The 23,623-nt window shown below is 63.5% G+C and carries 21 protein-coding genes; 7 read left to right on the top strand and 14 right to left on the bottom strand.

Annotated features, from left to right (window positions below):
* The first annotated feature begins 70 nt into the window (after positions 1–70).
* The 5 genes from MF6396_RS12350 (at position 71) to fabB (ending at position 6,950) form a co-directional block, all read left to right on the top strand.
* Positions 71–2,182, top strand: a complete 2,112-nt coding sequence (locus MF6396_RS12350) for a TonB-dependent receptor plug domain-containing protein (protein ID WP_078480465.1) — start codon at positions 71–73, stop codon at positions 2,180–2,182.
* A complete protein-coding gene (locus MF6396_RS12345; RefSeq protein WP_078480464.1) occupies positions 2,182–3,075 on the top strand; it encodes an ABC transporter substrate-binding protein in 894 nt (297 codons plus the stop codon). The genes MF6396_RS12350 and MF6396_RS12345 overlap by 1 nt, the downstream gene beginning before the upstream one ends.
* Complete coding sequence (locus MF6396_RS12340; RefSeq protein ID WP_078480463.1) at positions 3,072–4,997, top strand: ATP-binding protein; 1,926 nt, start codon at positions 3,072–3,074, stop codon at positions 4,995–4,997. Before MF6396_RS12345 ends, MF6396_RS12340 begins: the two co-directional genes overlap by 4 nt.
* A 205-nt stretch (positions 4,998–5,202) precedes the next feature.
* Positions 5,203–5,718 (top strand): 3-hydroxyacyl-[acyl-carrier-protein] dehydratase FabA, encoded by a 516-nt coding sequence (gene fabA / locus MF6396_RS12335; RefSeq protein WP_043863120.1) that lies wholly within the window; start codon positions 5,203–5,205, stop codon positions 5,716–5,718.
* A gap of 11 nt (positions 5,719–5,729) precedes the next feature.
* Positions 5,730–6,950, top strand: coding sequence for a beta-ketoacyl-ACP synthase I (fabB, locus tag MF6396_RS12330; RefSeq protein WP_054915677.1), 1,221 nt, complete (start codon positions 5,730–5,732; stop codon positions 6,948–6,950).
* 141 nt (positions 6,951–7,091) lie between these two features.
* On the opposite strand, the gene MF6396_RS12325 is transcribed toward fabB, so the two are convergent.
* The 3 genes from MF6396_RS12325 to MF6396_RS12315 all read right to left on the bottom strand — a co-directional run bounded on the left by MF6396_RS12325 (position 7,092) and on the right by MF6396_RS12315 (position 10,387).
* Positions 7,092–8,717: a methyl-accepting chemotaxis protein gene (locus MF6396_RS12325; protein ID WP_078480461.1), complete on the bottom strand. Its 1,626-nt coding sequence runs from the start codon at positions 8,715–8,717 to the stop codon at positions 7,092–7,094.
* Between the two features lie 140 nt (positions 8,718–8,857).
* Complete coding sequence (locus MF6396_RS12320; RefSeq protein WP_078480459.1) at positions 8,858–9,322, bottom strand: DUF3859 domain-containing protein; 465 nt, start codon at positions 9,320–9,322, stop codon at positions 8,858–8,860.
* A gap of 60 nt (positions 9,323–9,382) precedes the next feature.
* On the bottom strand, positions 9,383–10,387 hold the full coding sequence (locus MF6396_RS12315; protein ID WP_043863124.1) for an amidohydrolase family protein: 1,005 nt from the start codon (positions 10,385–10,387) through the stop codon (positions 9,383–9,385).
* Between the two features lie 113 nt (positions 10,388–10,500).
* On the opposite strand from MF6396_RS12315, the gene MF6396_RS12310 reads away from it, so the two are divergent.
* The gene (locus tag MF6396_RS12310; protein ID WP_078480458.1) at positions 10,501–11,361 is read left to right on the top strand and encodes a pirin family protein; all 861 of its coding nucleotides are present in this window, start codon (positions 10,501–10,503) and stop codon (positions 11,359–11,361) included.
* Positions 11,362–11,421: 60 nt separating this feature from the next.
* On the opposite strand, the gene MF6396_RS12305 is transcribed toward MF6396_RS12310, so the two are convergent.
* The 4 genes from MF6396_RS12305 to MF6396_RS12290 all read right to left on the bottom strand — a co-directional run bounded on the left by MF6396_RS12305 (position 11,422) and on the right by MF6396_RS12290 (position 15,134).
* Positions 11,422–12,147, bottom strand: coding sequence for a dienelactone hydrolase family protein (locus tag MF6396_RS12305; protein ID WP_043863126.1), 726 nt, complete (start codon positions 12,145–12,147; stop codon positions 11,422–11,424).
* Between the two features lie 56 nt (positions 12,148–12,203).
* Positions 12,204–14,108, bottom strand: coding sequence for a molecular chaperone HtpG (gene htpG, locus MF6396_RS12300; RefSeq protein ID WP_078480456.1), 1,905 nt, complete (start codon positions 14,106–14,108; stop codon positions 12,204–12,206).
* A 109-nt stretch (positions 14,109–14,217) separates the two neighbouring features.
* On the bottom strand, positions 14,218–14,679 hold the full coding sequence (locus MF6396_RS12295) for a PaaI family thioesterase (RefSeq protein WP_043863128.1): 462 nt from the start codon (positions 14,677–14,679) through the stop codon (positions 14,218–14,220).
* Positions 14,676–15,134, bottom strand: a complete 459-nt coding sequence (locus tag MF6396_RS12290) for a PaaI family thioesterase (RefSeq protein WP_078480455.1) — start codon at positions 15,132–15,134, stop codon at positions 14,676–14,678. Before MF6396_RS12290 ends, MF6396_RS12295 begins: the two co-directional genes overlap by 4 nt.
* 177 nt (positions 15,135–15,311) lie before the next feature.
* Between MF6396_RS12290 and MF6396_RS12285 the strand changes: the two genes are divergently transcribed.
* Positions 15,312–15,593, top strand: coding sequence for a hypothetical protein (locus MF6396_RS12285; protein ID WP_043863130.1), 282 nt, complete (start codon positions 15,312–15,314; stop codon positions 15,591–15,593).
* A 49-nt stretch (positions 15,594–15,642) separates the two neighbouring features.
* Here MF6396_RS12285 and MF6396_RS12280 read toward each other — a convergent pair whose 3' ends face one another.
* The 7 genes from MF6396_RS12280 to odhB form a co-directional block, all read right to left on the bottom strand.
* Positions 15,643–16,044, bottom strand: coding sequence for an MAPEG family protein (locus MF6396_RS12280; protein WP_078480454.1), 402 nt, complete (start codon positions 16,042–16,044; stop codon positions 15,643–15,645).
* Positions 16,041–16,781: a DUF599 domain-containing protein gene (locus MF6396_RS12275; RefSeq protein ID WP_054915669.1), complete on the bottom strand. Its 741-nt coding sequence runs from the start codon at positions 16,779–16,781 to the stop codon at positions 16,041–16,043. Before MF6396_RS12275 ends, MF6396_RS12280 begins: the two co-directional genes overlap by 4 nt.
* Before the next feature lie 178 nt (positions 16,782–16,959).
* Positions 16,960–18,273, bottom strand: a complete 1,314-nt coding sequence (brnQ, locus tag MF6396_RS12270; RefSeq protein ID WP_078480452.1) for a branched-chain amino acid transport system II carrier protein — start codon at positions 18,271–18,273, stop codon at positions 16,960–16,962.
* Between the two features lie 348 nt (positions 18,274–18,621).
* Positions 18,622–19,506, bottom strand: a complete 885-nt coding sequence (gene sucD / locus MF6396_RS12265; protein ID WP_038613108.1) for a succinate--CoA ligase subunit alpha — start codon at positions 19,504–19,506, stop codon at positions 18,622–18,624.
* Positions 19,506–20,672 carry an ADP-forming succinate--CoA ligase subunit beta gene (gene sucC, locus MF6396_RS12260; protein ID WP_043863134.1) on the bottom strand — a complete coding sequence of 389 codons (1,167 nt, stop codon included), beginning with the start codon at positions 20,670–20,672 and terminating at the stop codon, positions 19,506–19,508. Before sucC ends, sucD begins: the two co-directional genes overlap by 1 nt.
* 175 nt (positions 20,673–20,847) lie before the next feature.
* The gene (gene lpdA / locus MF6396_RS12255; RefSeq protein ID WP_043863135.1) at positions 20,848–22,284 is read right to left on the bottom strand and encodes a dihydrolipoyl dehydrogenase; all 1,437 of its coding nucleotides are present in this window, start codon (positions 22,282–22,284) and stop codon (positions 20,848–20,850) included.
* Positions 22,285–22,378: 94 nt separating this feature from the next.
* The gene (gene odhB / locus MF6396_RS12250; protein ID WP_054915668.1) at positions 22,379–23,596 is read right to left on the bottom strand and encodes a 2-oxoglutarate dehydrogenase complex dihydrolipoyllysine-residue succinyltransferase; all 1,218 of its coding nucleotides are present in this window, start codon (positions 23,594–23,596) and stop codon (positions 22,379–22,381) included.
* Between the last annotated feature and the right edge of the window lie 27 nt (positions 23,597–23,623).

Below are 23,623 nucleotides of genomic sequence, written 5' to 3'. Positions count from 1 at the left end.
GTTTGATCGCTGGAAAAAGCCGGCTACTCGGTTAACATGCCCGCTCGATACCCGCCATCAAGGCCGCGCCGTGCATCTTGGCCCTCCCCCCTCGCGCCCGCTGGTTCTGCTGACTGCCCTGCTGGGCGGTCCGGCGGTGGCGGACGACCTGTTCGTCGACAGCCAGGCGCTGCCGCAGATCCTGACCGCCACCCGCCTCAGGCAGTCGCCGGCGGCGGTGCCCGGCAGCATGAGCGTGCTCGACAGTGAGCTGATCCGCGCCAGCGGCGCGCGCAACGTACCCGAACTGCTGCGCCTGGTGCCCGGCATGATGGTCGGCTACGGCGCGGGCAACCAGCCGGCGGCCAACTACCACGGCAGCAGCGTCAACGATGCGCGGCGCATGCAGGTGCTGGTCGATGGCCGTTCGGTGTACCGCGCGGGGCTGGCGACGGTGGACTGGGGCGATATACCGCTGGCACTGGAGGATATCGAGCGCATCGAGGTGTTCCGCGGGCCCAACACCGTCAGCTATGGCGCCAATGCACTGATGGCGGTGGTCAACATCCTCACCCGCAGCCCGGCCGACAGCCATGGCACGCGGCTCAAGGTGATCCGCGGCCAGCGCGGCATCGACGACTGGTACGCCAGCCAGGGCCTGGGCTGGGAAGGCGGCGACCTGCGCCTGTCGCTGTCGGGCCAGCAGGACGACGGCTTTGACCACAACGCGCAGGGCCAGCACTACCGCGATGGCCGCCGCCTGACCCGCCTGAGCCTGAGCGCCAGCCATGCGCTGAACGCCGAGCAGAGCCTGGACTGGCAGTTTTCCGCCAAGGAAGGCAGCGAGCAGCGCCCCTATGCCTATACCCCGGTGTTCCCCGGCGTTAGCGGCGCAGGGGCGAACGCCGACGTGAATGCCAAGGACTACGCCGCCTCGGTACGCTGGAACATCGACCTGGACCCGCGGCACAGCCTGTACCTGCAGGGTTCGGCGCTGCACTGGGATCGCCAGCAGGTGTGGAGCGCGTGCGATGCGGCCATCGCCTTCAGCCCGCAACTGGCGCAGCTGTGGCGGCTCAACCCGGGCTATACCGAACGCCTGGCCCGCAACATCGACGCGCCGATTCCTCCCGGCAGCGACCAGGAGCAGGCGCTGGCCCGCGAGGTCCGCCAGCAGTGGCACAACGGCGGTGCCAACCCGGTGTGCGGCGACATCGACCAGAGTACCCGCGAAAGCCGCCTGGACCTGGAGCTGCAGGACACCCTGAGCCTGAGCGACAGCCTGCGCCTGGTCAGCGGAATCGCCTACCGCTACGACCGGGCCGACTCGCAGACCTACTACGATGGCAGCCTCGACGACACCACCTGGCGCCTGTTCGGCCAGCTCGAGTGGCGCGCCGACGAACACTGGATCGTGCAGGGCGGCGCGATGTTCGAGGATACCCGGCTGGCGGGCAGCTCGCTGGCCCCGCGCCTGGCCGTGAACTACCTGATCACCCCGCGCCACGGCCTGCGTGCGGTGTACTCGGAGGCGGTACGCTCGCCGGACATGTTCGAGAACAACGTCAACTGGAGCTACCGCGTCGACAACCTGCGCCCGGCCGCCTTCGGCCAGCGCCACGCCGAGTACTTCGTCACCACCCGCGGCCCGGGCGACCTCGACCAGGAACGCATGCGCTCGCAGGAGCTGGGCTACAACGGCTTTTTCAGCGAAATCGGCCTGAGCCTGGACATCAAGCTGTTCCATGACCAGCTCACCGGCATGGTCAGCGAACCGCTGCGCAACAACCGGCCCATCCCCAGCAACGCCAACAAGGCGCGTTTCACCGGCAGCGAGGCGCAACTGGACTGGCAACTGCGCAGTGCCGACCGCCTGCGCCTGACCTACGCCTATGTGGATGCCTGGGCCAGCAACCCCGATGACCGCCACCTCAGCGCACGCAACAGCGGCTCGGCCGGCTGGCTGCGCGACTGGGGCCGAGGCTGGTCGAGCGCAGTGTTCTACTACGGCGACGACGCCCTCAACCAGTACCGCTTCGAGCGTGTCGACCTGCGCGTGGCCAGGCGCATCCCCATCCGCAACGCCAGCCTCGAGCTGGCCGGGATGCTTCAGCAACGCCTGGATGACGAGCCCACCAGCAACTGGCAGAACCGCTACGACAGCCGGCAGGTGCTGTACCTGAGCGCGGAGCTGGAATTCTGATGCGCCTGCTGCACGCTTGCCTGGTGCTGATGCTGGCGTGGCCGCTGAGCGCACTGGCGGCCGCAGACATTCTGGTTACCGCCGCCCAGGGCAATGCAGGCGTGCGCGACTTCGTCACCGCCCTGCGCGCGCAGCGCCCCACCGATCACGTGCGCTTCACCGCCGTGTCAGAACTGCCTGCCGGGCACAGGCTCAAGCCGGGCACGCGCCTGATTCTGCTCGACCTGGCCGCACTGGACTGGCGCCTGAAACAGGCCGAAGGCCCGCCGACGCTGGCCTTGCGGGTCAGCCGGGTACAGGCCAGCCGGCACCTGGGCGACCGACGCCCGTCCTACCTGAGCCTGCTGTGGAGCGACCCGCCGCCCGCGCGTCAGTTGCGCCTGTCCCACTACCTGCTGCCCCAGGCCAGGCGCATTGGTGTGCTATATACCGAGAACAGCCGGTTCCTGCTCGACGAGCTGCGCCAGGCGGCCAAGGCGCTGCGCCTTGAGATCATCGCCCAGGCCTGGCCCGACCCGCGTGACAATCGGCCGCTGCAGGCCGTGCTCAAAAACAGCGATGTGCTACTGGGCCTGGACGACCCACTGCTGTACAACGCCACCACGGCCAAGCACCTGCTGCTGAGCAGCTATGCACGCCAGGTCCCGCTGATCGGTCCGAATGCCGGGTTCGTGCGCGCCGGCGGGCTGGCCAGTACCCTGAGCGACCAGCATGACTGGCTGGCGGTGCTCGACCGCCTGCTCGACCAGCCGCCGGCGGCCTGGCCGCGGACGTTGTACCCCGAGCGATTTCGCGTGGCCGGCAACCAGCAGGTGGCCCGAGCCCTGGGCATCGAGGCGATAGACCCGGTGGCCGCACAGCAGGCCGTGGCCGCAGGAGAGAAGCACCGATGAAAAAACTGACCTGGGACATCAGTACCCGCACCCAGATCATCAGCCTGGGGCCGGCCCTGCTGCTGACGTTGCTGCTGATCAGCTTCTTCACCTTCGTGCGCATCCAGGACTTGCGCCAGGAGCTCAACCATACCGGCCAGCTGATCGCCAACCAGCTGGCACCGGCCTCGGAATACGGGGTCATTTCGGGCAATGACGAAGTGCTCGAGAGCCTGATGCGCGCCACCCTGACCATCCCGCATGTGCGCTTTCTCGAAGTGCAGGACAGCGAAAACCACCTCCTGGTGTATGTCGAGCAGGCCGACGAGCACGAGAACCGCCCCCAGCAGGTCGAGGTGTTCCAGGCGCCTATCCGCCTGCAGCGGATCTTTCTGGACAGCGATTTCCTGCACAACGGTGGCTCGGCCTCGACCCGCAAGGACGATTACCTGGGCCGGGTGATCGTGGGCATGTCCGATGACGCCTTCAACCAGCGCCAGCAGGAAATCGTGATCAAGGCCGCGATCCTGGCCCTGTTCGCCCTGCTGTTCACCTTCATCCTCGCACGGCGCCTGGCGCGCAGCCTGTCGCGTCCGATCAGCGACATGGGGCACGCGGTCAAGGCCATCCAGAAAGGCGACTTCAATGCGCCGCTGCCGGTGGTCGACGACAGCGAGCTGGGCCACCTGGCCCGCCACATCAACAACCTGGCCAGCGGCCTGGCACAGGCCAGCCACGAGCAGCAACAGGCCATCGCCCAGCTGATCCAGGCCCGCGAGGAAGCGGAACAGGCGAACAAGGCCAAGTCGGACTTCCTGGCGATGATGAGCCACGAGCTGCGCACCCCCATGAACGGGGTGCTGGGCATGCTGCAACTGCTGCAGACCACCGCGCTGAGCGAAGAACAGAGCGAGTACGCGGCCGTGGCCAGCGAGTCCACCGGCCATCTGCTCAAGGTGATCAACGACATCCTCGACTTCTCGCGGATCGAGCGCACGACGCTGGAGCTGGAGCACATCGAGTTCAACCTGGCCGAGCTGCTGGGCAGTTGCACACAGTCGTTCCAGCATGTCGCCCAGCAGCGCGGATTGCTGCTGCTGGCGCCACTGCCGCCGGGCATGGAACAGTTGCGCGTGGCCGGCGACCCGACCCGCATCCGCCAGGTGCTGGTGAACCTGATCGGCAACGCGCTGAAGTTCACCGAACACGGCAGCGTGCAGATCGAACCGCGCTGGCAGGTACTGGACCGACAACTGATCTGGTTCACCTGTGCGGTGCGCGATACCGGCATCGGTATCGACAGCGAGCGCCTGGAAACCATGTTCGTTGCCTTCCAGCAGGCCGACAGTTCTATTTCACGACGTTACGGCGGTACCGGCCTGGGGCTGTCTATCGCCCGCACCCTGACCGAGCGCATGGGCGGCACGCTGCGTGCCGAAAGCCGTGAAGGCAGGGGCTCGACCTTTACCCTGGAAATGCCGCTGGCGCTATGCATGCAGCAGAACCCCACGCTGCCTGCGCCCAGGGCCGACAACAGTGACCCTGGCCAGGGCCGGCGCATCCTGCTGGTGGAGGACAACCCGGTGAACCAGGCCGTGACCCAGGCCATGCTGCGCAGCCTGGGGTTCGAGGTGTGCGTGGCCGCCGATGGCGCCCAGGCGGTGGCGCTGGCCAGCCGCCAGCGCTTTGCCGCCACGCTGATGGATTGCCGCCTGCCGGTCATCGACGGCTACGAGGCCACCCAGCGCATCCGCCAGATCCCCCATGCCGCAGCCATGCCGATCATCGCCCTGACTGCCAACGCGCTGCAGGGCGATCGCGAACGCTGCCTGGCTGCCGGCATGAACGACTACCTGACCAAGCCGTTCAAACGCATTGATCTGCAGCAGATTCTGCAACGCTGGCTGCCCGCACAGGCATCTGTGACTGGCGATAAATGCTAAAGTGCGGCAGTCTTACAGACTGAACCGGGCCCTTGCCGGGCTTGTCATAAAAATTTCAGTGCACAAGTGTACATCTTCGTCCCCTGTGCTGTGACTTTCACTACAACGCAATAGTCTATGTGTAGGCTGCCGCCCCAAGCCTGAGGCTTTTGGGTCGGTCGGGAAGATCTACCCCGTGCCGCACGGTGACTATTGAGGAGCTCGCATGACCAAACAAAACGCCTTTACCCGGGAAGACCTGCTGCGCTGCAGTCGCGGTGAGCTGTTCGGCCCAGGTAACGCGCAACTGCCCGCCCCTAACATGCTGATGGTGGATCGCATCACGCACATCAGCCAAGAGGGTGGCAAGTACGGCAAAGGTGAGTTGGTCGCCGAGCTGGATATCAGTCCAGACCTGTGGTTCTTCGCCTGCCATTTCGAAGGCGACCCGGTGATGCCAGGCTGCCTGGGCCTGGATGCCATGTGGCAGCTGGTCGGATTCTTCCTGGGCTGGCAAGGCCTGCCAGGCCGTGGCCGGGCCCTGGGTTCGGGCGAAGTGAAGTTCTTCGGTCAGGTACTGCCGACCGCCAAGAAAGTCACCTATAACATCCACATCAAGCGCGTCCTGAAAGGCAAGCTGAACATGGCCATCGCCGATGGCTCGGTCAGCGTCGACGGCCGCGAGATCTACACCGCCGAAGGCCTTCGGGTCGGTGTATTTACCTCCACTGAAAATTTCTAAGGGTTATTCGCATGCGCCGCGTCGTAATCACAGGTCTGGGCATCGTATCGTGCCTGGGCAATGACAAAGAGACCGTCTCCGAAAACCTGCGTAAAAGCCGTCCGGGCATCCGTTTCAACCCGGAATACAAGGAAATGGGGCTGCGCAGCCAGGTTTCCGGTTCCATCGACCTCAACCTCGAAGAGCTGATCGACCGCAAGGTCTATCGCTTCGTCGGCCACGCAGCCGCCTACGCCTACCTGGCGATGCAGGACGCGATCAAGGACTCGGGCCTGAGCGAAGAGCAGGTGTCCAACCCGCGCACCGGTCTGATCGCCGGTTCCGGCGGCGCCTCGACCCTGAACCAGATGGAAGCGCTGGACATCCTGCGCGAAAAAGGCGTCAAGCGCGTCGGCCCATACCGCGTTACCCGCACCATGAGCAGCACCGTGTCGGCGTGCCTGGCCACCCCGTTCAAGATCAAGGGCCTGAACTACTCCATCGCCTCGGCGTGCGCCACCAGCGCGCACTGCATCGGTACCGCGATGGAACAGATCCAGATGGGCAAGCAGGACGTGGTGTTCGCCGGTGGCGGTGAAGAAGAGCACTGGAGCCAGTCGTTCCTGTTCGACGCCATGGGCGCACTGTCCAGCAAGCGCAACGACACCCCGGAAAAAGCCTCGCGCGCCTACGATGCCGACCGTGACGGTTTCGTCATCGCCGGCGGTGGCGGCATGGTAGTGGTCGAGGAGCTGGAGCACGCTCTGGCCCGTGGCGCGAAGATCTACGCCGAAATCGTTGGCTACGGCGCGACCTCCGACGGTTACGACATGGTTGCCCCAAGTGGCGAAGGCGCGATCCGCTGCATGCAGCAGGCGCTGTCCACCGTCGACACCCCGATCGACTACCTGAACACCCACGGCACCTCGACCCCGGTCGGTGACGTTGCCGAAATGAAGGGTGTGCGTGAAGTGTTCGGCGACAAGGCCCCGGCCATCAGCTCCACCAAGAGCCTGTCGGGCCACTCGCTGGGCGCTGCCGGCGTTCACGAGGCGATCTACTGCATGCTGATGATGGAAGGCAACTTCATTGCCGGCTCCGCCAACATCGACGAGCTGGACCCGGAAGTGGCCGACCTGCCAGTTCTGCGCGAAACCCGCGAAAATGCCAAGATCGACACCGTGATGAGCAACAGCTTCGGTTTCGGCGGCACCAATGCCACCCTGGTGCTCAAGCGCTGGGCTGGCAAGTAAGCAAGGGCTCGCCCCTGCTGTAGAAACGCCCCGACAGGTTTGGGGCGTTTTTGTTCGCGGCTTTCGGGGCAATTGGCCGGCAAGGCCGGCTCCTGCAGGGCACGCGATGCCTGTAGGGGCCGGCCTTGCCGGCCAAAGGCGTTACACCGAAAACCTGCCCACCAGCGTATTGAGCTCGATGGCCAGCTGCGACAACGCCTGGCTCGCCGCGCTGGTCTGGTTGGCACCCGCCGAGCTCTGCAGCGCCAGGTCGCGGATGTTGGTCAGGTTGCGGTCCACCTCCCGCGCCACCTGTGCCTGCTGCTCGGACGCACTGGCGATCACCAGGTTGCGCTCGTTGATCAGGCTGATGGCCGTGGCAATCTCTTCCAGCGCCGTACCCGCCGCATGCGCGCCATCCAGGGTGCCCTGGGCACGCTGGTTGGTCTGCTGCATGCCCTCCACCGCCCGTTCGGTACCCTCCTGGATGCCACCGATCATCTGTTCGATTTCCCGTGTCGACTGCTGGGTACGATGGGCCAGTGCCCGTACCTCGTCGGCCACCACTGCAAAACCGCGCCCGGCATCCCCCGCCCGCGCCGCCTCGATGGCCGCGTTCAAGGCCAGCAGGTTGGTCTGCTCGGCGATCGAACCGATCACATCCAGCACCTTGGTGATGCCGTGCACCTGCTCGGCCAACTGCCCGACTTCCGCGGCATTGGCGGTAACGCCATCGGCCAGCGCCTCGATCGACGCCACCGTCAGGCGCACCTGCTCGCGCCCCTGACGGGCAATGCGATCGGACTCGGTCGAGGCCTGGGAGGTGGCCACCGCATTGCTCGCCACCTCTTCCACCGCGGCGGTCATCTGGTTCACGGCAGTAGCGGCCTGCTCGATTTCCTGGGTCTGCTGGTGCAGGCCGCGGGTGGCGTCCTCGGTCACTGCGCTGAGCTCTTCGGACGCCGAGGCCAGTTGGTTGGACGAATCGGAAATACGCCCGATGGTATCGCGCAGGCTCTGCTGCATCTGCTTGAGGGCCGCCTGCAGGCGCGCCGGTTCGTCACTGCCCTCCACGTTGATCTGCGGGGTCAGGTCGCCGGTGGCGACCACCTCGGCCACCTGCAGCGATTGCGCCAGCGGGCGCACGATACTGCGGGTCAGGGTCAGCGCCAGCACCACGGTGAGCACCAGTGCGGCCACCAGCAGACCGATCACCCACACGCGGGCACGCTCGTACACCGTGCCGGCAAGCTCGGTGGCCATGTTGGCGTGATGGTTGTTGAGGGCGATCAGCTCGTTGAGGGTGGTGGTGAGCTGATCGGCCAGCTGGTTCATCTCACCGTTGACCAACGCCACCGCCTCCGTTGTCTGGCCCTGCAGGGCCATCTGCGCTACCCGTGCCTGATAGCTCAGGTACTGCTGCTCGAGCTTGAGGTAGCGGTCGAACAGCGCCTGCTCCTCGGGCAATGCAATCAGGGCCTGGTAGCGTTGCTGTTCCTTGCCCAGCTCGCCCTTGATCTGCTCGATGCGTGAATGGGTCTGCTGCTGCGCGGCGTTGTCGCTGTTGAGCAGCAGGCGCAGGGTCAGCGCCCGTATCCGGAACATGTCCTGGCTGATCTGCCCCACCGAGATCACACTGGGCAGCCAGTTGCTGTCGACCTGTTCGGACTGCTGGCGCATGCTGCTCATCTGCAGGAGCGAGAAGGCCCCCAATGCAAACACCAGCAACGCTACCAGACCAAACCCCAGACCTGCCCGCGGCGCAATGTTCAAACGTCTCAAGCTCATCTTCCGGTTCCCTCCAAAAGCGCTGCATCGGTCATGCAGCTGACGTGCTTATTAGAAGGTATCGGCCCTTGAGATTTTTGCGTAAGACGAAAAAGTGATATCAAAACGCCTTGTCATTGCGAGCGCAGGCGGCGCATGCCTCATTGCACGATGAAGCGCTGTTCGGCCAGCAGGCGGTCCCCCTGGAACACCATGAAGTGCCACTGGCCCGGTACCACTTCGTGGTGCTCGGTAAATTCATAGGCCATGACATCCTGCGCGGCCCCCGGTACCAGCTTCTGCACCACCTCGAATTTGTCATGGCGCTGGCCGTCGGGGGTGATCACCCCGGGGGTCAGGTACAGCAGCGTCAAGGGCGTGTCTTCGGCCACCTTGCCTTCAAGGCGATAGCGCAGGCCGAATTTGCTGCCAAGACGGGCCGGCACCCGGTCGGTGTGCTCCAGGGTCTGGCTGGTCTGGGTCAATACCCGTTCACCGGGCTGGAAGTCCTGGTGGCGGGTCTGGAACACGCCGTACTCCACCGGCCCCTGCACCCGCACCTCTGCACCGGCCACCGCACTCACCAGCATCAGCGCGGCCAGGGCGCCCAAACGACTCTTCGACATACTGCTCTCCATCAGGTTGATGGCGGCAGGCTATGGGGCTTGTATGACAGGCTGATGACATCAGCGTGACCTGGGCAGTACCGCGAGAAAGTTGTCCTTGGCCACCTTGTGCGCCACGGCCTCGGGCAAGGCATCCAGGAACCGGTCGAACCCGTGCAGTTGCTCGCCCAGGCTGGCGAAGCGGCCGACCACATCGGAACCGAGCATGAAACGCTCGGGGAAGCGCTCCACCAGCGCAACCCATTCGGGCCGTGGCACGCCCTTGTCGTCCAGCAGGTAGGGTTGGAGCACGCTCCACGACAGGTCGATGTACAGGTTCGAATAACGCTCGAGCATGCGCGTCAGGGTCGGCAGCAGAAAGTCCAGCTGGGTCTGGTGGCGGTGAATCTCCATGCTGGTGCCGGCGTGGGCCCAGATGAAACGGGTATCGGGGTGCTCGCGCAGGGGCTGCTCGATCTCTTCCAGGTACAGCGGGTTGCGTTCGCGCTTGGAGGTGATGTTGGAGTGGATCAGCACCGGCATGTCGTGCCTGGCCGCCAGCTGATAGATGAGGCCCAGCGCCTCGTTGTTGGCCCGTGGCGTGTCGCCGCTGGTCAACGCCGTCAGGTCGTCGTGGCGGGTGAATACTTCTCCGATGCCCTGCCACAGGCCGGGAAACAGCTCGAGCATGCGCTCGATATGGGTGGCCGCGTTCTTGTCCACCGGGTTGAAGCCGGTCAGAAACGGGTGAAAGCGCTGGCGCTGCTGCTCGGGCAACTGTTGCAGCGCCGCTGCCACATAGATGTCGGTGGCGCTGTACCAGTAGGCTGCGGCATCATCGCCGGCGTAGTAGCGCGGGCGCTTGGGCTCGTCTTCATGCCATTTCTTGGCCACCGCCACACCCGAGATCATCGACTGATCGATACGCGCCGCATCCATGGCCTTGAGCAACTCGTCCATGCCGGCGCTTTCCTGAAAGAAATCGACATAATGCAGGTGCGCGTCGCTGTAGCGGTACTCCCGCGCCTGGGCCATGCCCGACAGCGTCACCGACAGCAACAGGCACCCCAGCGTCCTGGCCCACATCGCAATCCCCTTGTGCAATTGACCCAGGGTAGACCTGCCGCCGGGCGCAACGGTTCAGCCCGGGCACCGGGCAGGTTATGCTTCCAATTATTTCCATCGCCCTGGTGCCCCTGATGAACCCTCCCCTGGTAATCCGCCCGCGCGCCGAATCCGTCGAAGGCCAACCCATCCTGCGCCCGCTGCCTTCGGCACGGCGGCGTAGCGTCGGGCCGTTCGTGTTCTTCGATCACATGCTGGCGACCGACTACCCGCCCGGGCGTGGCATGGACATTCGCCAGCACCCGCACATCGGCCTGTCCACCCTCACCTACCTGTTCGAAGGCCAGTTGCAGCACAAGGACAGCCTGGGCTCGGATCAGCGCGTGAGTGCCGGCGAGGTGAGCTGGATGACCGCCGGCAGCGCTGTGGCGCATATCGAGCGCACCCCGCCGGAGCTGCTGGGTCAGCCCAAGCGCCTGCACGGGCTGCAGGTGTGGCTGGCCTCGCCGAAGGATCACGAACAGGGGCCGGGGCACTACAGCCATCACCCGGCGGCCAGCTTGCCGAGCAGCGATGCGCTGGGGGTGAGTATCCGCATGATCGCGGGCACGGGGTTTTGCCTGACCTCGCCAGTGCCGGTGTTGTCAGCGACCCTGTATGCCGAGGTGCGCATGCAGGCGGAGAGCACGCTGCTGATTCCCGCCGAACACGCTGAACGGGCGGTTTATGTACTCGACGGTGAGGCGAGCCTTGATGATCAGCCACTGGAGCCGTGCAGCCTGGTGGTGCTGCCCGAAGGCGAAGCGATGAGCCTGTACGCCGACAGCGAATGCCACCTGGTGATCATTGGCGGCGACGCACTGGACGGGCCGCGGCGGATGAACTGGAACTTCGTCGCCAGTGACCCGGCGCTGATCGAGCAGGCACGGGCACGCTGGGCGGCCGGGGATTGGCCGGTGGTACCGGGCGAGATCGGGCGAATCGAGTTGCCTTGAGATTCGCCGGCAAGGCCGGCTCCTACAGAGGCAGGAGCGGGCTTGCCAGCGAAGAGGCCATCAGGCCTGGAACACTTCCCGCAGCAGGGTGTGCATCGCCTGGAACGCGCGCTTGGACGTCCTGGCGTCGTACTTCATCTTGCCTGGCACGTTCGCTGCGGGGTCGGTGAACGAATGCACCGCGCCTCCGTAGCTCACCAGTTGCCAGTCAGCCTTGGCCGCATCCATCTCGGCCTCGAAGGCAGGCAGTTGCTCGCGCGGCACGAGCGGGTCGGCTGCACCGTGCAACACCAGCAACGCTGCCGACACCTTGCCCTCCTGGGCCGGCAGCGGCGTGTCCAGCGTACCGTGGAACGACACCGCAGCGCGCAGACGCTGGTCTTCACGGGCCAGCTCCAGTGCGCAGCAACCGCCGAAGCAGAAGCCGAAGGTGGCCAGCTTGCCCGGCGCAAGCACTGCCTTCGATTGCCCCAGCAACTGATCCAGCGCCGCCTTCATGCGTTTGCGCAGCTCGACCCGATCATTTTTCAGCGGCATCATCGCCGCCCCCGCTTCATCCATGTTGGATGGGCGCAGCGTCTGCCCATACAGGTCAGCCAGCAGCACCACATAGCCCTGGGCCGCCACCTCCCTGGCAATGCGCTCAGCGCCCTCGCCGATGCCCATCCAGTTCGGCGCCATCACCAGGCCCGGCTGTTCCTTGGCGCCGTGGGTATACACCAGGCGGCTTTCGTACACCTTGCCGTCAAGCTTGTACACCAGCGACTCGATCGTCACGTTGCTCATGAACCCCTCCTTGCACAATGAAAAAAGCCCGCCGAAGCGGGCTTTCCTGCAACTGCTTACGCCGACAGTTCGACCAGCAGCTTGTTCAGTCGACGCACATACGCCGCCGGATCCTTGAGGCTGTCGCCCGCCGCCAGGGCGGCCTGATCGAAGAGGATATGCGAGAAGTCGGCGAAACGGTCTTCGCTCTGCTCGTTGTCCAGCTTCTCGATCAGCGGGTGACCCGGGTTGAATTCGAAGATCGGCTTGGAGTCCGGCACCTTCTGCCCGCTGGCTTCGAGGATCTGGCGCATCTGCAGGCCCATGTCCTGTTCACCGATGGCCAGGATCGCCGGCGAATCGGTCAGGCGGTGCGACACGCGCACTTCGCTGACGGTATCGCCCAGCGCGGCTTTCAGACGCTCGACCAGGCCTTCCTTGTCCTTGGCCACTTCTTCCTGAGCCTTCTTGTCCTCCTCGGAGTCCAGCTTGCCCAGGTCCAGGTCGCCACGGGCCACGTCGACGAAGCCCTTGCCGTCGAACTCGCTCAGGTAGCTCATCAGCCACTCGTCGATGCGGTCGGTCAGCAGCAGCACTTCGATGCCTTTCTTGCGGAAGACTTCCAGGTGCGGGCTGTTGCGTACCTGCGCGTAGGACTCGCCGGTGAGGAAATAGATCTTGTCCTGACCTTCCTTGGCACGTGCCAGGTAGTCGGCCAGGGACACGCTCTGCTCGCCGCTGTCGTCATGGGTGGAGGCAAAGCGCAGCAGGCCGGCGATCTTCTCCTTGTTGGCGAAGTCTTCCGCCGGGCCTTCCTTGAGCACCTGGCCGAAGTTCTTCCAGAAGCCCTTGTACTGCTCAGGCTCGTTCTTGGCCAGCTTCTCGAGCATGTCCAGCACGCGCTTGGTCAGCGCCGACTTCATCGAATCGATGATCGGGTCTTTCTGCAGAATCTCGCGCGACACGTTCAGCGACAGGTCGTTGGAGTCGACCACACCCTTGATGAAGCGCAGGTACAAGGGCAGGAACGATTCGGCCTGGTCCATCACGAACACGCGCTGCACGTACAGCTTCAGGCCGCGTGGCGCTTCACGCTGGTACAGGTCGAACGGCGCACGGGCCGGCACGTACAGCAGCGAGGTGTACTCCAGCTTGCCTTCGACCTTGTTGTGGCTCCAGGCCAGCGGGTTTTCGAAATCGTGGCCGATGTGCTTGTAGAACTCCTGGTATTCCTCGTCCTTGATCTCGGTACGCGGACGGGTCCACAGCGCGCTGGCACGGTTGACGGTTTCCCACTCCACGGCCGGCTGCTCTTCGCCTTCGGCGGCAGTCGCTTCCTTGGGCAGTTCGATCGGCAGGGCGATATGGTCGGAGTACTTCTTGATGATGTTGCGCAGGCGCCAGCCATCGGCGAATTCGTCTTCACCTTTTTTCAGGTGCAGCACGATGCGCGTACCGCGCTCGGCCTTGTCCACGGTGGCGACTTCGAACTCGCCCTCGCCCTTGGACGACCAGTGCACGCCCTCGCTCGCCGGAGTACCGGCGCGGCGGCTGTAGACATCGACCTGGTCGGCGACGATGAACGCCGAGTAGAAGCCCACACCGAACTGGCCGATCAGGTGCGAGTCTTTCTTCTGGTCACCGGTGAGGTTCTTCATGAAGTCGGCAGTGCCGGACTTGGCGATGGTGCCCAGGTGGGTGATCACGTCATCGCGGTTCATGCCGATGCCGTTGTCTTCCAGGGTGACGGTGTTGGCCGCCTTGTCGAAGCTCACGCGAATCTTCAGGTCGCTGCCGCCCTCGAGCAGCTCGGGCTTGGCCAGGGCTGCGAAGCGCAGTTTGTCGACGGCGTCGGAGGCGTTGGAAATCAATTCGCGAAGGAAGATTTCCTTGTTCGAGTACAGCGAATGGATCATGAGGTGCAGCAGCTGCTTCACCTCGGTCTGGAAGCCCAGGGTTTCTTTTTGAGTTTCCACACTCATGGTCTTCAACACTCCGATCTGATGGCAGTAGTCACTCGGGCCGACGGCCCCCGCGGGGCAGCGTCCGGCCTTTCGTGGCGGGATGAACAGCAGATGGGGGCTGGCATATCTATTTCAAGGGCACGGGCAGTTCTTTGATCTTGAAATGCGCACGGGCCGTGGCGATGGGCTGGTCCGGGTCGCCCTGCCAGGCGGTGATCGCGACGTTGGTCACCCGCCGCCCCTGGCGCCACAGCTGGCACCGCGCATAGGTATCGCGGTACAGGCCGGCGCGCAGGTAATCGATGGAAAAGTCGATGATCCTGGGAATACTCGCGCTTTCGCTGAAAATCAGCAGGTACAGCGCCGCCGACAGTTCCATGAACCCGGCGATCACCCCCCCATGGATCGCCGGCAGCAACGGGTTGCCGATATTGTCGGCACTGGCCGGCAGGCAGAACAGCAGGTCGTCGCCGTCACGGCTGCACTGGATGCCGATCAGGCTGGCGTAGGGGATCAGTTGCAGCAATGGCGCGTAGTTGCCCTGGGCATGCGCCTGGCGCAGCTGTGCATGCACGTCCGCGGGAATCATTGCGCTACCGCCTTGAGCTGCCGGCCAAAGCCCAGGCCGCCCTTGATGTCCTTGCCCAGGCGCATGTAGGTGCCCACCACCTGGGCAATCGGCTCGCCGGGGTCGTCCTGGTAGGCGCAGCCGCGGATGAAGATCACATCGCGGGTGACCCGGTAGCACTGCGCCTGCCCATACACGGCCTTGTCGGCCTGCCCCGGGTGCATGTAGTCGATGCGCAGGTCCAGGGTCGGGCACACCTCGAACTCGGCCAGGGCGCACAGGGTGGCCATGCCCAGCGCAGTGTCCATCAGCGTGGTGATTGCACCGCCATGGATCGCACCGCTCTGCGGGTTACCCACGATCTGCGGCGAGTACGGCAGGCACAGCGTGATGCCGTCGGCATCGGCGCGCTCTACGCGCATCTTCAACAACTGGCAATGGCGCAGCGCCGAAAGAAAACGTTCGGCCTGGGCCATCAACGGTGACGGTTCATTCACGGTCAGCTCCTTGTGCAATAACTCAGGTGCTGCATAAGCCTGAGGGAAAGTCTATATGGATCCGGCACTTATATATGTGCAAACGACGCGGAACTTATGTCGCTTACTTGAACTCAGATAATTCAAGCAACTCTATTCCACAAGGAGAAACACCCCATGCGTAAACCCATTGCCTTTGCCGTTATGCTGGCCGCCGCCCTGGGCCTCGCTGCTTGCGATAAAGCCAGCGAAAACAAAGCCCAGGACGCTCAAGAACATGCCGAGCAAGCCCAGAAGAAAATGGACGACGCTCAGGATAAGATGAACGACGCCGCCAAAGAAAACGCCGAAGCCGCCAAAGACAGTGCTGAAGCCGAACAAAAGCGTGCAGAAGAAAACAACCAGGCCGCTCCTGTGACGCCAGCACCAGAAGCCGCCCCGGCAGAACCTGCCAAGTAAGCAACTGCGCTTTAATGAAAAAACCCGACTCAGGTCGGGTTTTTTCATGTCAGGCCAGAAGTTGGCGAAAGGTCGGGCTGAGCATCAGCAACAATGAACAGATCAGCCCGATCGACCAGACCAGGCTGCGCTGCCACGCAAAGTCATACCAATACAGCGGCAGGTAGATGATCCGCGCGATCACGAAGATGATCGCCAGGGTATCGATCAGAAAACCCTGGGTCTGGGTGGTGTGCGCCATCAATACACCTACGGCGAACAAAATGAATGCTTCGAAACTGTTCTGGTGCGCCGCCACCGCCCGGGCGCCCATGCCGGTCAGTTGCGCCTGCTGGCTGCGCGGCAGGTGGTTGTCGTAGCTGCCCTGTTGCTTCATCGCACGCGCCACCGGCACCCGCGCCACATAGATCAGCAGTGCGCTGATCAACACACACCAGAACGGAATACTCATGCGACCGGTTCCTTGTTCGGCTCAGGCAATGGCGCCTCTGTAGGGGTATAGACCATCACGTCGAGCACGTCGGAATGAAACTCGCGGCGGTACAGCACCAGTACTACCCCGGTGCTCATCAGCACCAGCAGCCAGGGGCTGATGAACCAGCTGAGCAAGGCCATGCCGAAATAGTACGAGCGCAGCCCGAAGTTGAACTGGTTGGCCGCCAGCGAGATCACCCGCGCCCCGCGCAGAGCGAAGGCTTTGCGCTCCTGCTCGCTGACCTGACGCTCGCCGATCATCGGTGCCGAGCCCACCAGCACGGCGGCGAAGTTGTACTGGCGCATGCACCAGCTGAAGGTGAAGAAGGCGTACACGAACACCATCGCCAGGCATAACAGTTTGATTTCGGACATGCCCTGGGATGTCTGCTGTACCAGAGGCAGGTCGGCCAGCAGCGACCAGGCGCGGTCCGAGGCGCCCAGCACGGTGAGGATACCGGCCAGGATGATCAGGGTGCTGGAGGCGAAGAACGATGCGTTGCGCTCCAGGTTGCCGATCACGCTGGCGTCGGCGATGCGGTTGTCGCGCAGCAGCATGCGGCGCATCCAGTCCTCGCGGTACAGGTGCATGACGCTGGCCAGGCAGGCGGTATCACGGGCCTTCCAGCTGGCGTAGCGGGTGTAGCCGCCCCAGCAGGCAACGAACCAGCAGGCGGCAAACAGGTTGATCAGGTTGTTCTGGATGAAGCTCATGGCGCTCCCGAAGAAATGGCACAGGATGGTGCATTGTCCGCCTTTCGACGCTGCCAGCGGCAAAAAGACACGTGGCCCCGAGACGAAAAAGCCCCGCATCCGAATGGATGCGGGGCTCTTCAGAGGCTGGCCCGGCAGGCGATCATGGCTTGTGGCCCTCGCCTGCCGCGGCCGACACTCAGGCGACCGCTTCGCGCGGCTTGCCGAGCATGCGGTCAAGCACCACGGCAACAGCCAGCATCGCCACCGAAGGCACCAGCCAGGCCAGGCCCTGCTCGCTCAGCGGCAGGTGCGCCAGCGACTCCGGCAGCCAGCCAGCGAGGTTGGCGCCCTTGAGCGCGTCGATCACGCCGAACAGCAGCGACACCGCCATGACCGGGGCCATGATGCGGGTCTGGGAGTTCCACAGGTTGCCGCAGAAACTCAGCGCCACCAGCACGATGCAGGGCGGGTAGATTGCCGTGAGCACCGGGATCGAGAACGCGATCAGCTTGGTCAGGCCCAGGTTCGACACCACCAGCGAGAAGCCGGCCAGCAGCACCACCAGCATACGGTACGACAACGGCAGTACCTGGCTGAAGTACTCGGCGCAGGCGCAGGTCAGGCCCACGGCGGTGACCAGGCAGGCCAGCGCGATCAGTACAGCCAGGAAGCCACTGCCCAGCGAACCGAAAGTGTGCTGTACATAGGCATGCAGCACCGCCGCGCCATTGCTCGCACCGGCGGCGATCTCGTGGCTGCCCGCACCCAGGCGGAACAGGCTGATGTACACCAGCGCCAGGCCGACACCGGCAATCAGGCCGGCGATGATGGCATAGTGGGTGATCAGTTGCGGCGAGTCGACGCCACGCGAGCGGATCGCGTTGACGATGACGATACCGAACACCAGCGCGCCCAGGGTATCCATGGTCAGGTAGCCATTGATGAAGCCCTGGGAGAACGGCGCGGCGACATATTCAGGTTGCGCCACCCCCATGGTCCCGGCCGGCAGCATGAACGCGGCGATGCCCAGCGCGGCCAGCGCGATGATCTTCAGCGGGGCCAGGAAGCGCCCGACAGTATCGAGCAGCTTGCCCGGGTACATGGACACGGCCAGCACCACGGCAAAGTACACCAGGCTATAGATGAACAACGCGGTCGGGCTCTCGCCGGTCAGCGGTGCCACACCTACCTCGAAGGACACGGTCGCGGTACGCGGGGTGGCGAACAGCGGGCCTACGGCCAGGTACGCGGCAGCCGCCAGCAGGCCACCGGCCACCTTGCCGATCGGGCTGCTCAGCGCGTCCATGCCGCCACCGACCTTGGCCAGTGCCACCACGGTGATCACGGGCAGGCCCACGGCAGTGACCAGAAAGCCCAGGGCGGCCAACCAGACGTAGGGGCCCGATTGCAGGCCGACGATAGGCGGGAAAATGATGTTGCCTGCGCCCACGAATAACGCGAACGTCATAAAACCAAGCGCCAGGATGTCCTGGCCTTTCAAGACTTTCATTAAGGAAATACCACACTTCTGAAATCGGGATTTAGAGAGGGACTTCCCCTTGGGTGAGGGAAATGCTGCCTGCCCGGATGGAGCAGACCCGTTTAGCGTGTAGCTCCCTTTTGGGGTGCTGGCACAAAATGAGGGCACAGGTTAACGAATCTGGCCGCAAAACGCACTGCCAGAGGGGTGCTTGTCCGATGAGCGAATATGCATGTCGCGTGGATGACCGACTTTTATGCAAGAACGCGCTGTCTGCTTCGCCGGCAAGGCCGGCTCCTACAGGGGGCAGCGTACACCAGAAAGCACAAAGGCCACCCGAGGGTGGCCTTTGCCGAAGCGTGGAAGGTCAGCCGCAGCTTACTTCTTCACTTCCCAACCGGTCAGCTCGGCCAGGGCCTTGCCGATGTCGGCCAGCGAACGCACGGTTTTTACACCGGCGTCCTGCAGGGCTGCGAACTTCTCGTCTGCAGTACCCTTGCCGCCCGAAATGATGGCGCCAGCATGGCCCATGCGCTTGCCCGCTGGGGCAGTCACACCGGCGATGTAGGAAACCACTGGCTTGGTGACGTTTGCCTTGATGTAGGCAGCCGCTTCTTCTTCAGCCGAACCGCCGATCTCGCCGATCATCACGATCGCCTCGGTCTTCGGGTCTTCCTGGAACAGCTTCAGGATGTCGATGAAGTTCGAACCCGGGATCGGGTCGCCACCGATACCGACGCAGGTGGACTGACCGAAACCGGCGTCAGTGGTCTGCTTCACGGCTTCATAGGTCAGGGTGCCGGAACGCGACACGATACCGACCTTGCCTGGCAAGTGGATGTGACCTGGCATGATGCCGATCTTGCACTCGCCCGGGGTGATGACGCCTGGGCAGTTAGGGCCGATCAGGGTAACACCCAGCTCGTCGCACTTGACCTTGGCATCGAGCATGTCCAGGGTAGGAATGCCTTCGGTGATGCACACGATCAGCTTGATGCCGCCGAACGCTGCTTCCAGGATCGAGTCCTTGCAGAAAGGAGCCGGTACGTAGATGACCGACGCGTCGGCGCCGGTAGCAGCTACTGCTTCTTTCACGGTGTTGAACACCGGCAGGCCCAGGTGAGTGGTGCCGCCTTTGCCTGGGGTCACGCCGCCAACCATCTTGGTGCCGTAGGCGATGGCTTGCTCGGAGTGGAAGGTACCCTGCGAGCCGGTGAAGCCCTGGCAGATGACTTTGGTGTCTTTATTGATCAGGACGCTCATTACTTGCCCTCCGCAGCTTTGACAACTTGTTGAGCAGCGTCGGTCAGGCTGGTTGCCGCAATGATGTTCAAACCGCTTTCTGCCAGTACTTTGGCGCCCAGTTCAGCGTTGTTGCCTTCCAGACGAACAACAACCGGCACTTTAACGCCAACTTCTTTCACTGCACCGATGATGCCTTCGGCAATCATGTCGCAACGAACGATGCCGCCGAAGATGTTGACCAGTACGGCCGCGACATTGCTGTCGGACAGGATGATCTTGAACGCTTCGGTCACGCGCTCTTTGGTAGCGCCACCACCTACGTCGAGGAAGTTGGCTGGCTTGCCGCCGTGCAGGTTGACGATGTCCATGGTACCCATGGCCAGGCCGGCACCGTTTACCATGCAGCCGATGTTGCCTTCCAGGGCCACGTAGTTCAGCTCGAAGCTGGCAGCGTGGGCTTCACGAGGATCGTCCTGCGACGGGTCGTGGAAGGTTTTCAGCTTGGGCTGACGGTACATGGCGTTGGCGTCGATGTTGATCTTGGCATCGAGGCAGTGCAGATCGCCGTCGGCCTTGATCACCAGCGGGTTCACTTCCAGCAGTGCCAGGTCGTGCTCTTTGAACAGCTTGGCCAGACCGACGAAGATCTTGGCGAACTGAGCAACCTGCTTGCCTTCCAGACCCAGCTGGAATGCCAGCTCGCGACCCTGGAATGGCTGAGCGCCAACCAGTGGATCGATAGTGGCCTTGATGATTTTTTCCGGAGTGTCGTGAGCGACTTTCTCGATGTCCACGCCACCTTCGGTGGAGGCCATGAACACGATACGACGGCTCGAACGGTCAACGACAGCGCCCAGGTACAGCTCTTTAGCGATATCAGTGCACGATTCAACCAGGATCTTGGTGACTGGCTGACCATTGGCATCGGTCTGGTAGGTAACCAGACGCTTGCCCAACCACTGGGCAGCGAACGCCTTGGCGTCTTCTTTGCTGCGAACCAGCTTTACGCCGCCCGCTTTACCGCGACCACCGGCGTGAACCTGGGCTTTTACAACCCACTCGGTGCCACCGATCTTGTCGCAGGCTTCTGCTGCAGCTTCAGGGGTGTCGACTGCGAAACCCTTGGAAACTGGCAGGCCGTATTCAGCGAACAGCTGCTTACCCTGATACTCGTGAAGATTCATGCTTTTTACCGTCTTCGTTAGGTACTGCGCTTCGGCGCTGCGCTCCTGTGGAGTGCCGCGCCACCTGTGACCGCTTGCCCCCGGTATGCTCCGGGAGTTCGAGTCCGGCGGACTTTCCGCGGTGAGCCATGCACGCAAGACTCACGACGGGCCGTCCGCCGTGGTTTCTTATTGTTTAACGCTTCTTGCGGTTGGCTACGTGGATGGCACCGCCATTCACGGCCAGAGCGGCTTCGTGCAGCGCTTCAGACAAGGTCGGATGGGAGAAGACCATCATGCCCAGGTCTTCGGCGCTGGAGCCGAATTCCATTGCGATTGCACCCTGCTGCACCAGTTCGGCAGCGCTTGGGCCAATGACGTGTACACCCAGAACGCGGTCGGTCTTGGCATCGGCGATGACCTTGACGAAACCACCGGTGTCGTTGGCCGCCATCGCACGGCCGCTGGCCGCGAACGGGAAGGTGCCCACGTTAACCTCAACGCCTTCAGCCTTCAAGGCTTGCTCGGTTTTACCGACCCAGGCCATTTCCGGGTGGGTGTAGATAACCGATGGGATCAGGTCGTAGTTCATCTGGGCCTTGTGGCCCTTGATGCGCTCGACGACCATGATGCCCTCTTCCGAGGCCTTGTGCGCCAGCATCATGCCACGTACCACGTCACCGATGGCGTAGACGCCCGGTACGCTGGTAGCGCAGTAGTCGTCAACGAACACGAAACCGCGCTCGTCGATGGTCACGCCGCTGTCGGCAGCCAGCAGGTCGGTGGTCACAGGGCGACGGCCGACTGCAACGATCAGCCTGTCGAAGGTGATCTTCTGCTCGCCGTTGGCGTCGGTGTAGGTCACTTCGACTTCGTCGCCGTTGACCTTCGAGCCGGTCACGCGAGCGCCCAGCTTGATGTCCAGACCTTGCTTGGTCAGGGTCTTCAGGCCTTCCTTGGCAACAGCGGTGTCGGCTGCCATCAGGAAGGTGTCCAGGGCTTCGAGCACGGTCACCTGGGCACCCAGGCGCGACCATACCGAACCCAGCTCCAGGCCGATGACGCCGGCGCCGATCACGCCCAGGCGTTTTGGCACGGTCTGGAATTCCAGGGCGCCGGTGGAGTCGACGATGACTTTCTGGTCGACCGGAGCCGGCGGAATGTCGATCGGACGCGAACCGGAGGCCAGGATCACGTTCTCGGCTTCGATGATTTCGGTGCTGCCGTCAGGCTTGGTGACTTCGACTTTCTTGCCGGCCAGCAGTTTGCCGTGGCCCTGGATCGAAGTGACGCCGTTGGCCTTGAACAGGGTGGCAACGCCGCCGGTCAGGTTCTTGACGATGCCAGCCTTGCGGCCAACCATCGCAGCCACGTCCATCTTCACTTCGCCAGTGGAGATGCCGTGCACGTTGAAGCTCTCTTTGGCTTCCTTGTACTTCCAGGAGCTGTCCAGCAGCGCCTTGGACGGAATGCAACCCACGTTCAGGCAGGTACCGCCGAGGGCCAGTTTGCCTTCGCCGTCAACGTACTTCTCGATACAGGCAGTGCTCAGGCCGAGCTGGGCAGCCTTGATCGCGGCTACATAGCCGCCAGGACCTGCACCAATCACTACCACGTCGAATTTCTGGGTCATAAAAGATTCCTTTTAGCGTCAAGCGGCAAGCTGCAGGCGGCAAGGCGAACACGCTTCTGCTCGAAGCTTGTCGCTTGCAGCCTGCAGCTGTTTATCAGATGTCCAGCAGCAGACGAGCCGGGTCTTCCAGCAGGTTCTTGATGGTCACCAGGAACGTCACGGCTTCTTTGCCATCGATCAGGCGGTGATCGTAGGACAGTGCCAGGTACATCATCGGACGGATCACGACCTGGCCGTTGACGGCCATCGGACGCTGGATGATGTTGTGCATGCCCAGGATTGCAGCCTGCGGCGGGTTGACGATCGGGGTCGACATCATCGAACCGAAGGTACCACCGTTGGTGATGGTGAAGGTACCGCCGGTCATCTCGTCGATCGACAGTTTGCCGTCACGGGCCTTCTTGCCGAAGGTGGCGATGCCGCCTTCGATTTCGGCCAGGCTCATCTGCTCGGCGTTACGCAGTACCGGTACCACCAGGCCGCGGTCGCTGGACACGGCAACACCGATGTCGGCGTAGCCGTGGTAGACGATGTCGCTGCCGTCGATCGAGGCGTTGACAGCCGGGAAGCGTTTCAGCGCTTCGGTGGCAGCCTTGACGAAGAACGACATGAAGCCCAGGCGCACGCCGTTGTGGGACTTCTCGAACAGGTCCTTGTACTTCGAACGCAGTGCCATGACTTCGGTCATGTCGACTTCGTTGAAGGTGGTCAGCATCGCCATGTTCGACTGTGCTTCGACCAGACGCTTGGCCACGGTGGCACGCACGCGGGTCATCGGCACACGCTTCTCGGTACGGTCGCCAGTGGCGACAACCGGGGCAGCGGCAGCAGCGGCCGGCTTGGCAGCAGCGGCAGCCGGAGCGGCCTTCTTGTTGGCGACGGCAGCGACGACGTCTTCCTTGGTGATGCGACCGCCTTTACCGGTGCCAGCGACGCTGGCCAGGTCGATGGCGTTTTCTTCGGCCAGCTTGCGTGCGGCAGGCGCAGCAATCGGGTCGTCTTCGCCAGCGTCGGCCGGAGCGGCAGCCTGGGCAGGTGCGGCGGCAGCGGCGGCCGGAGCAGCAGCTGGTGCAGCGCCTTCATTGATCGAACCCAGCACTTCGTCGGACAGCACGGTCTCGCCTTCGCCCTTGACGATGTCGCCCAGCACGCCATCGGCGGTGGCCAGCACTTCCAGGACGACCTTGTCGGTCTCGATGTCGACGATCAGCTCGTCACGCTTGACGGCTTCGCCCGGTTTCTTGTGCCAGGTGGCAACGGTGCCATCGGCAACCGATTCCGGGAAAGTAGGGGCTTTGATCTCGATAGCCATTATCAGTGGTTCCTTAAATTCGGTTTC

The organism is Pseudomonas sp. MF6396 (assembly GCF_002018915.1).
Taxonomy (GTDB): domain Bacteria; phylum Pseudomonadota; class Gammaproteobacteria; order Pseudomonadales; family Pseudomonadaceae; genus Aquipseudomonas; species Aquipseudomonas palmensis.
The sequence above is the reverse complement of the archived record's forward strand: the minus strand, read 5'-3'. Positions and strand labels throughout refer to the sequence as shown.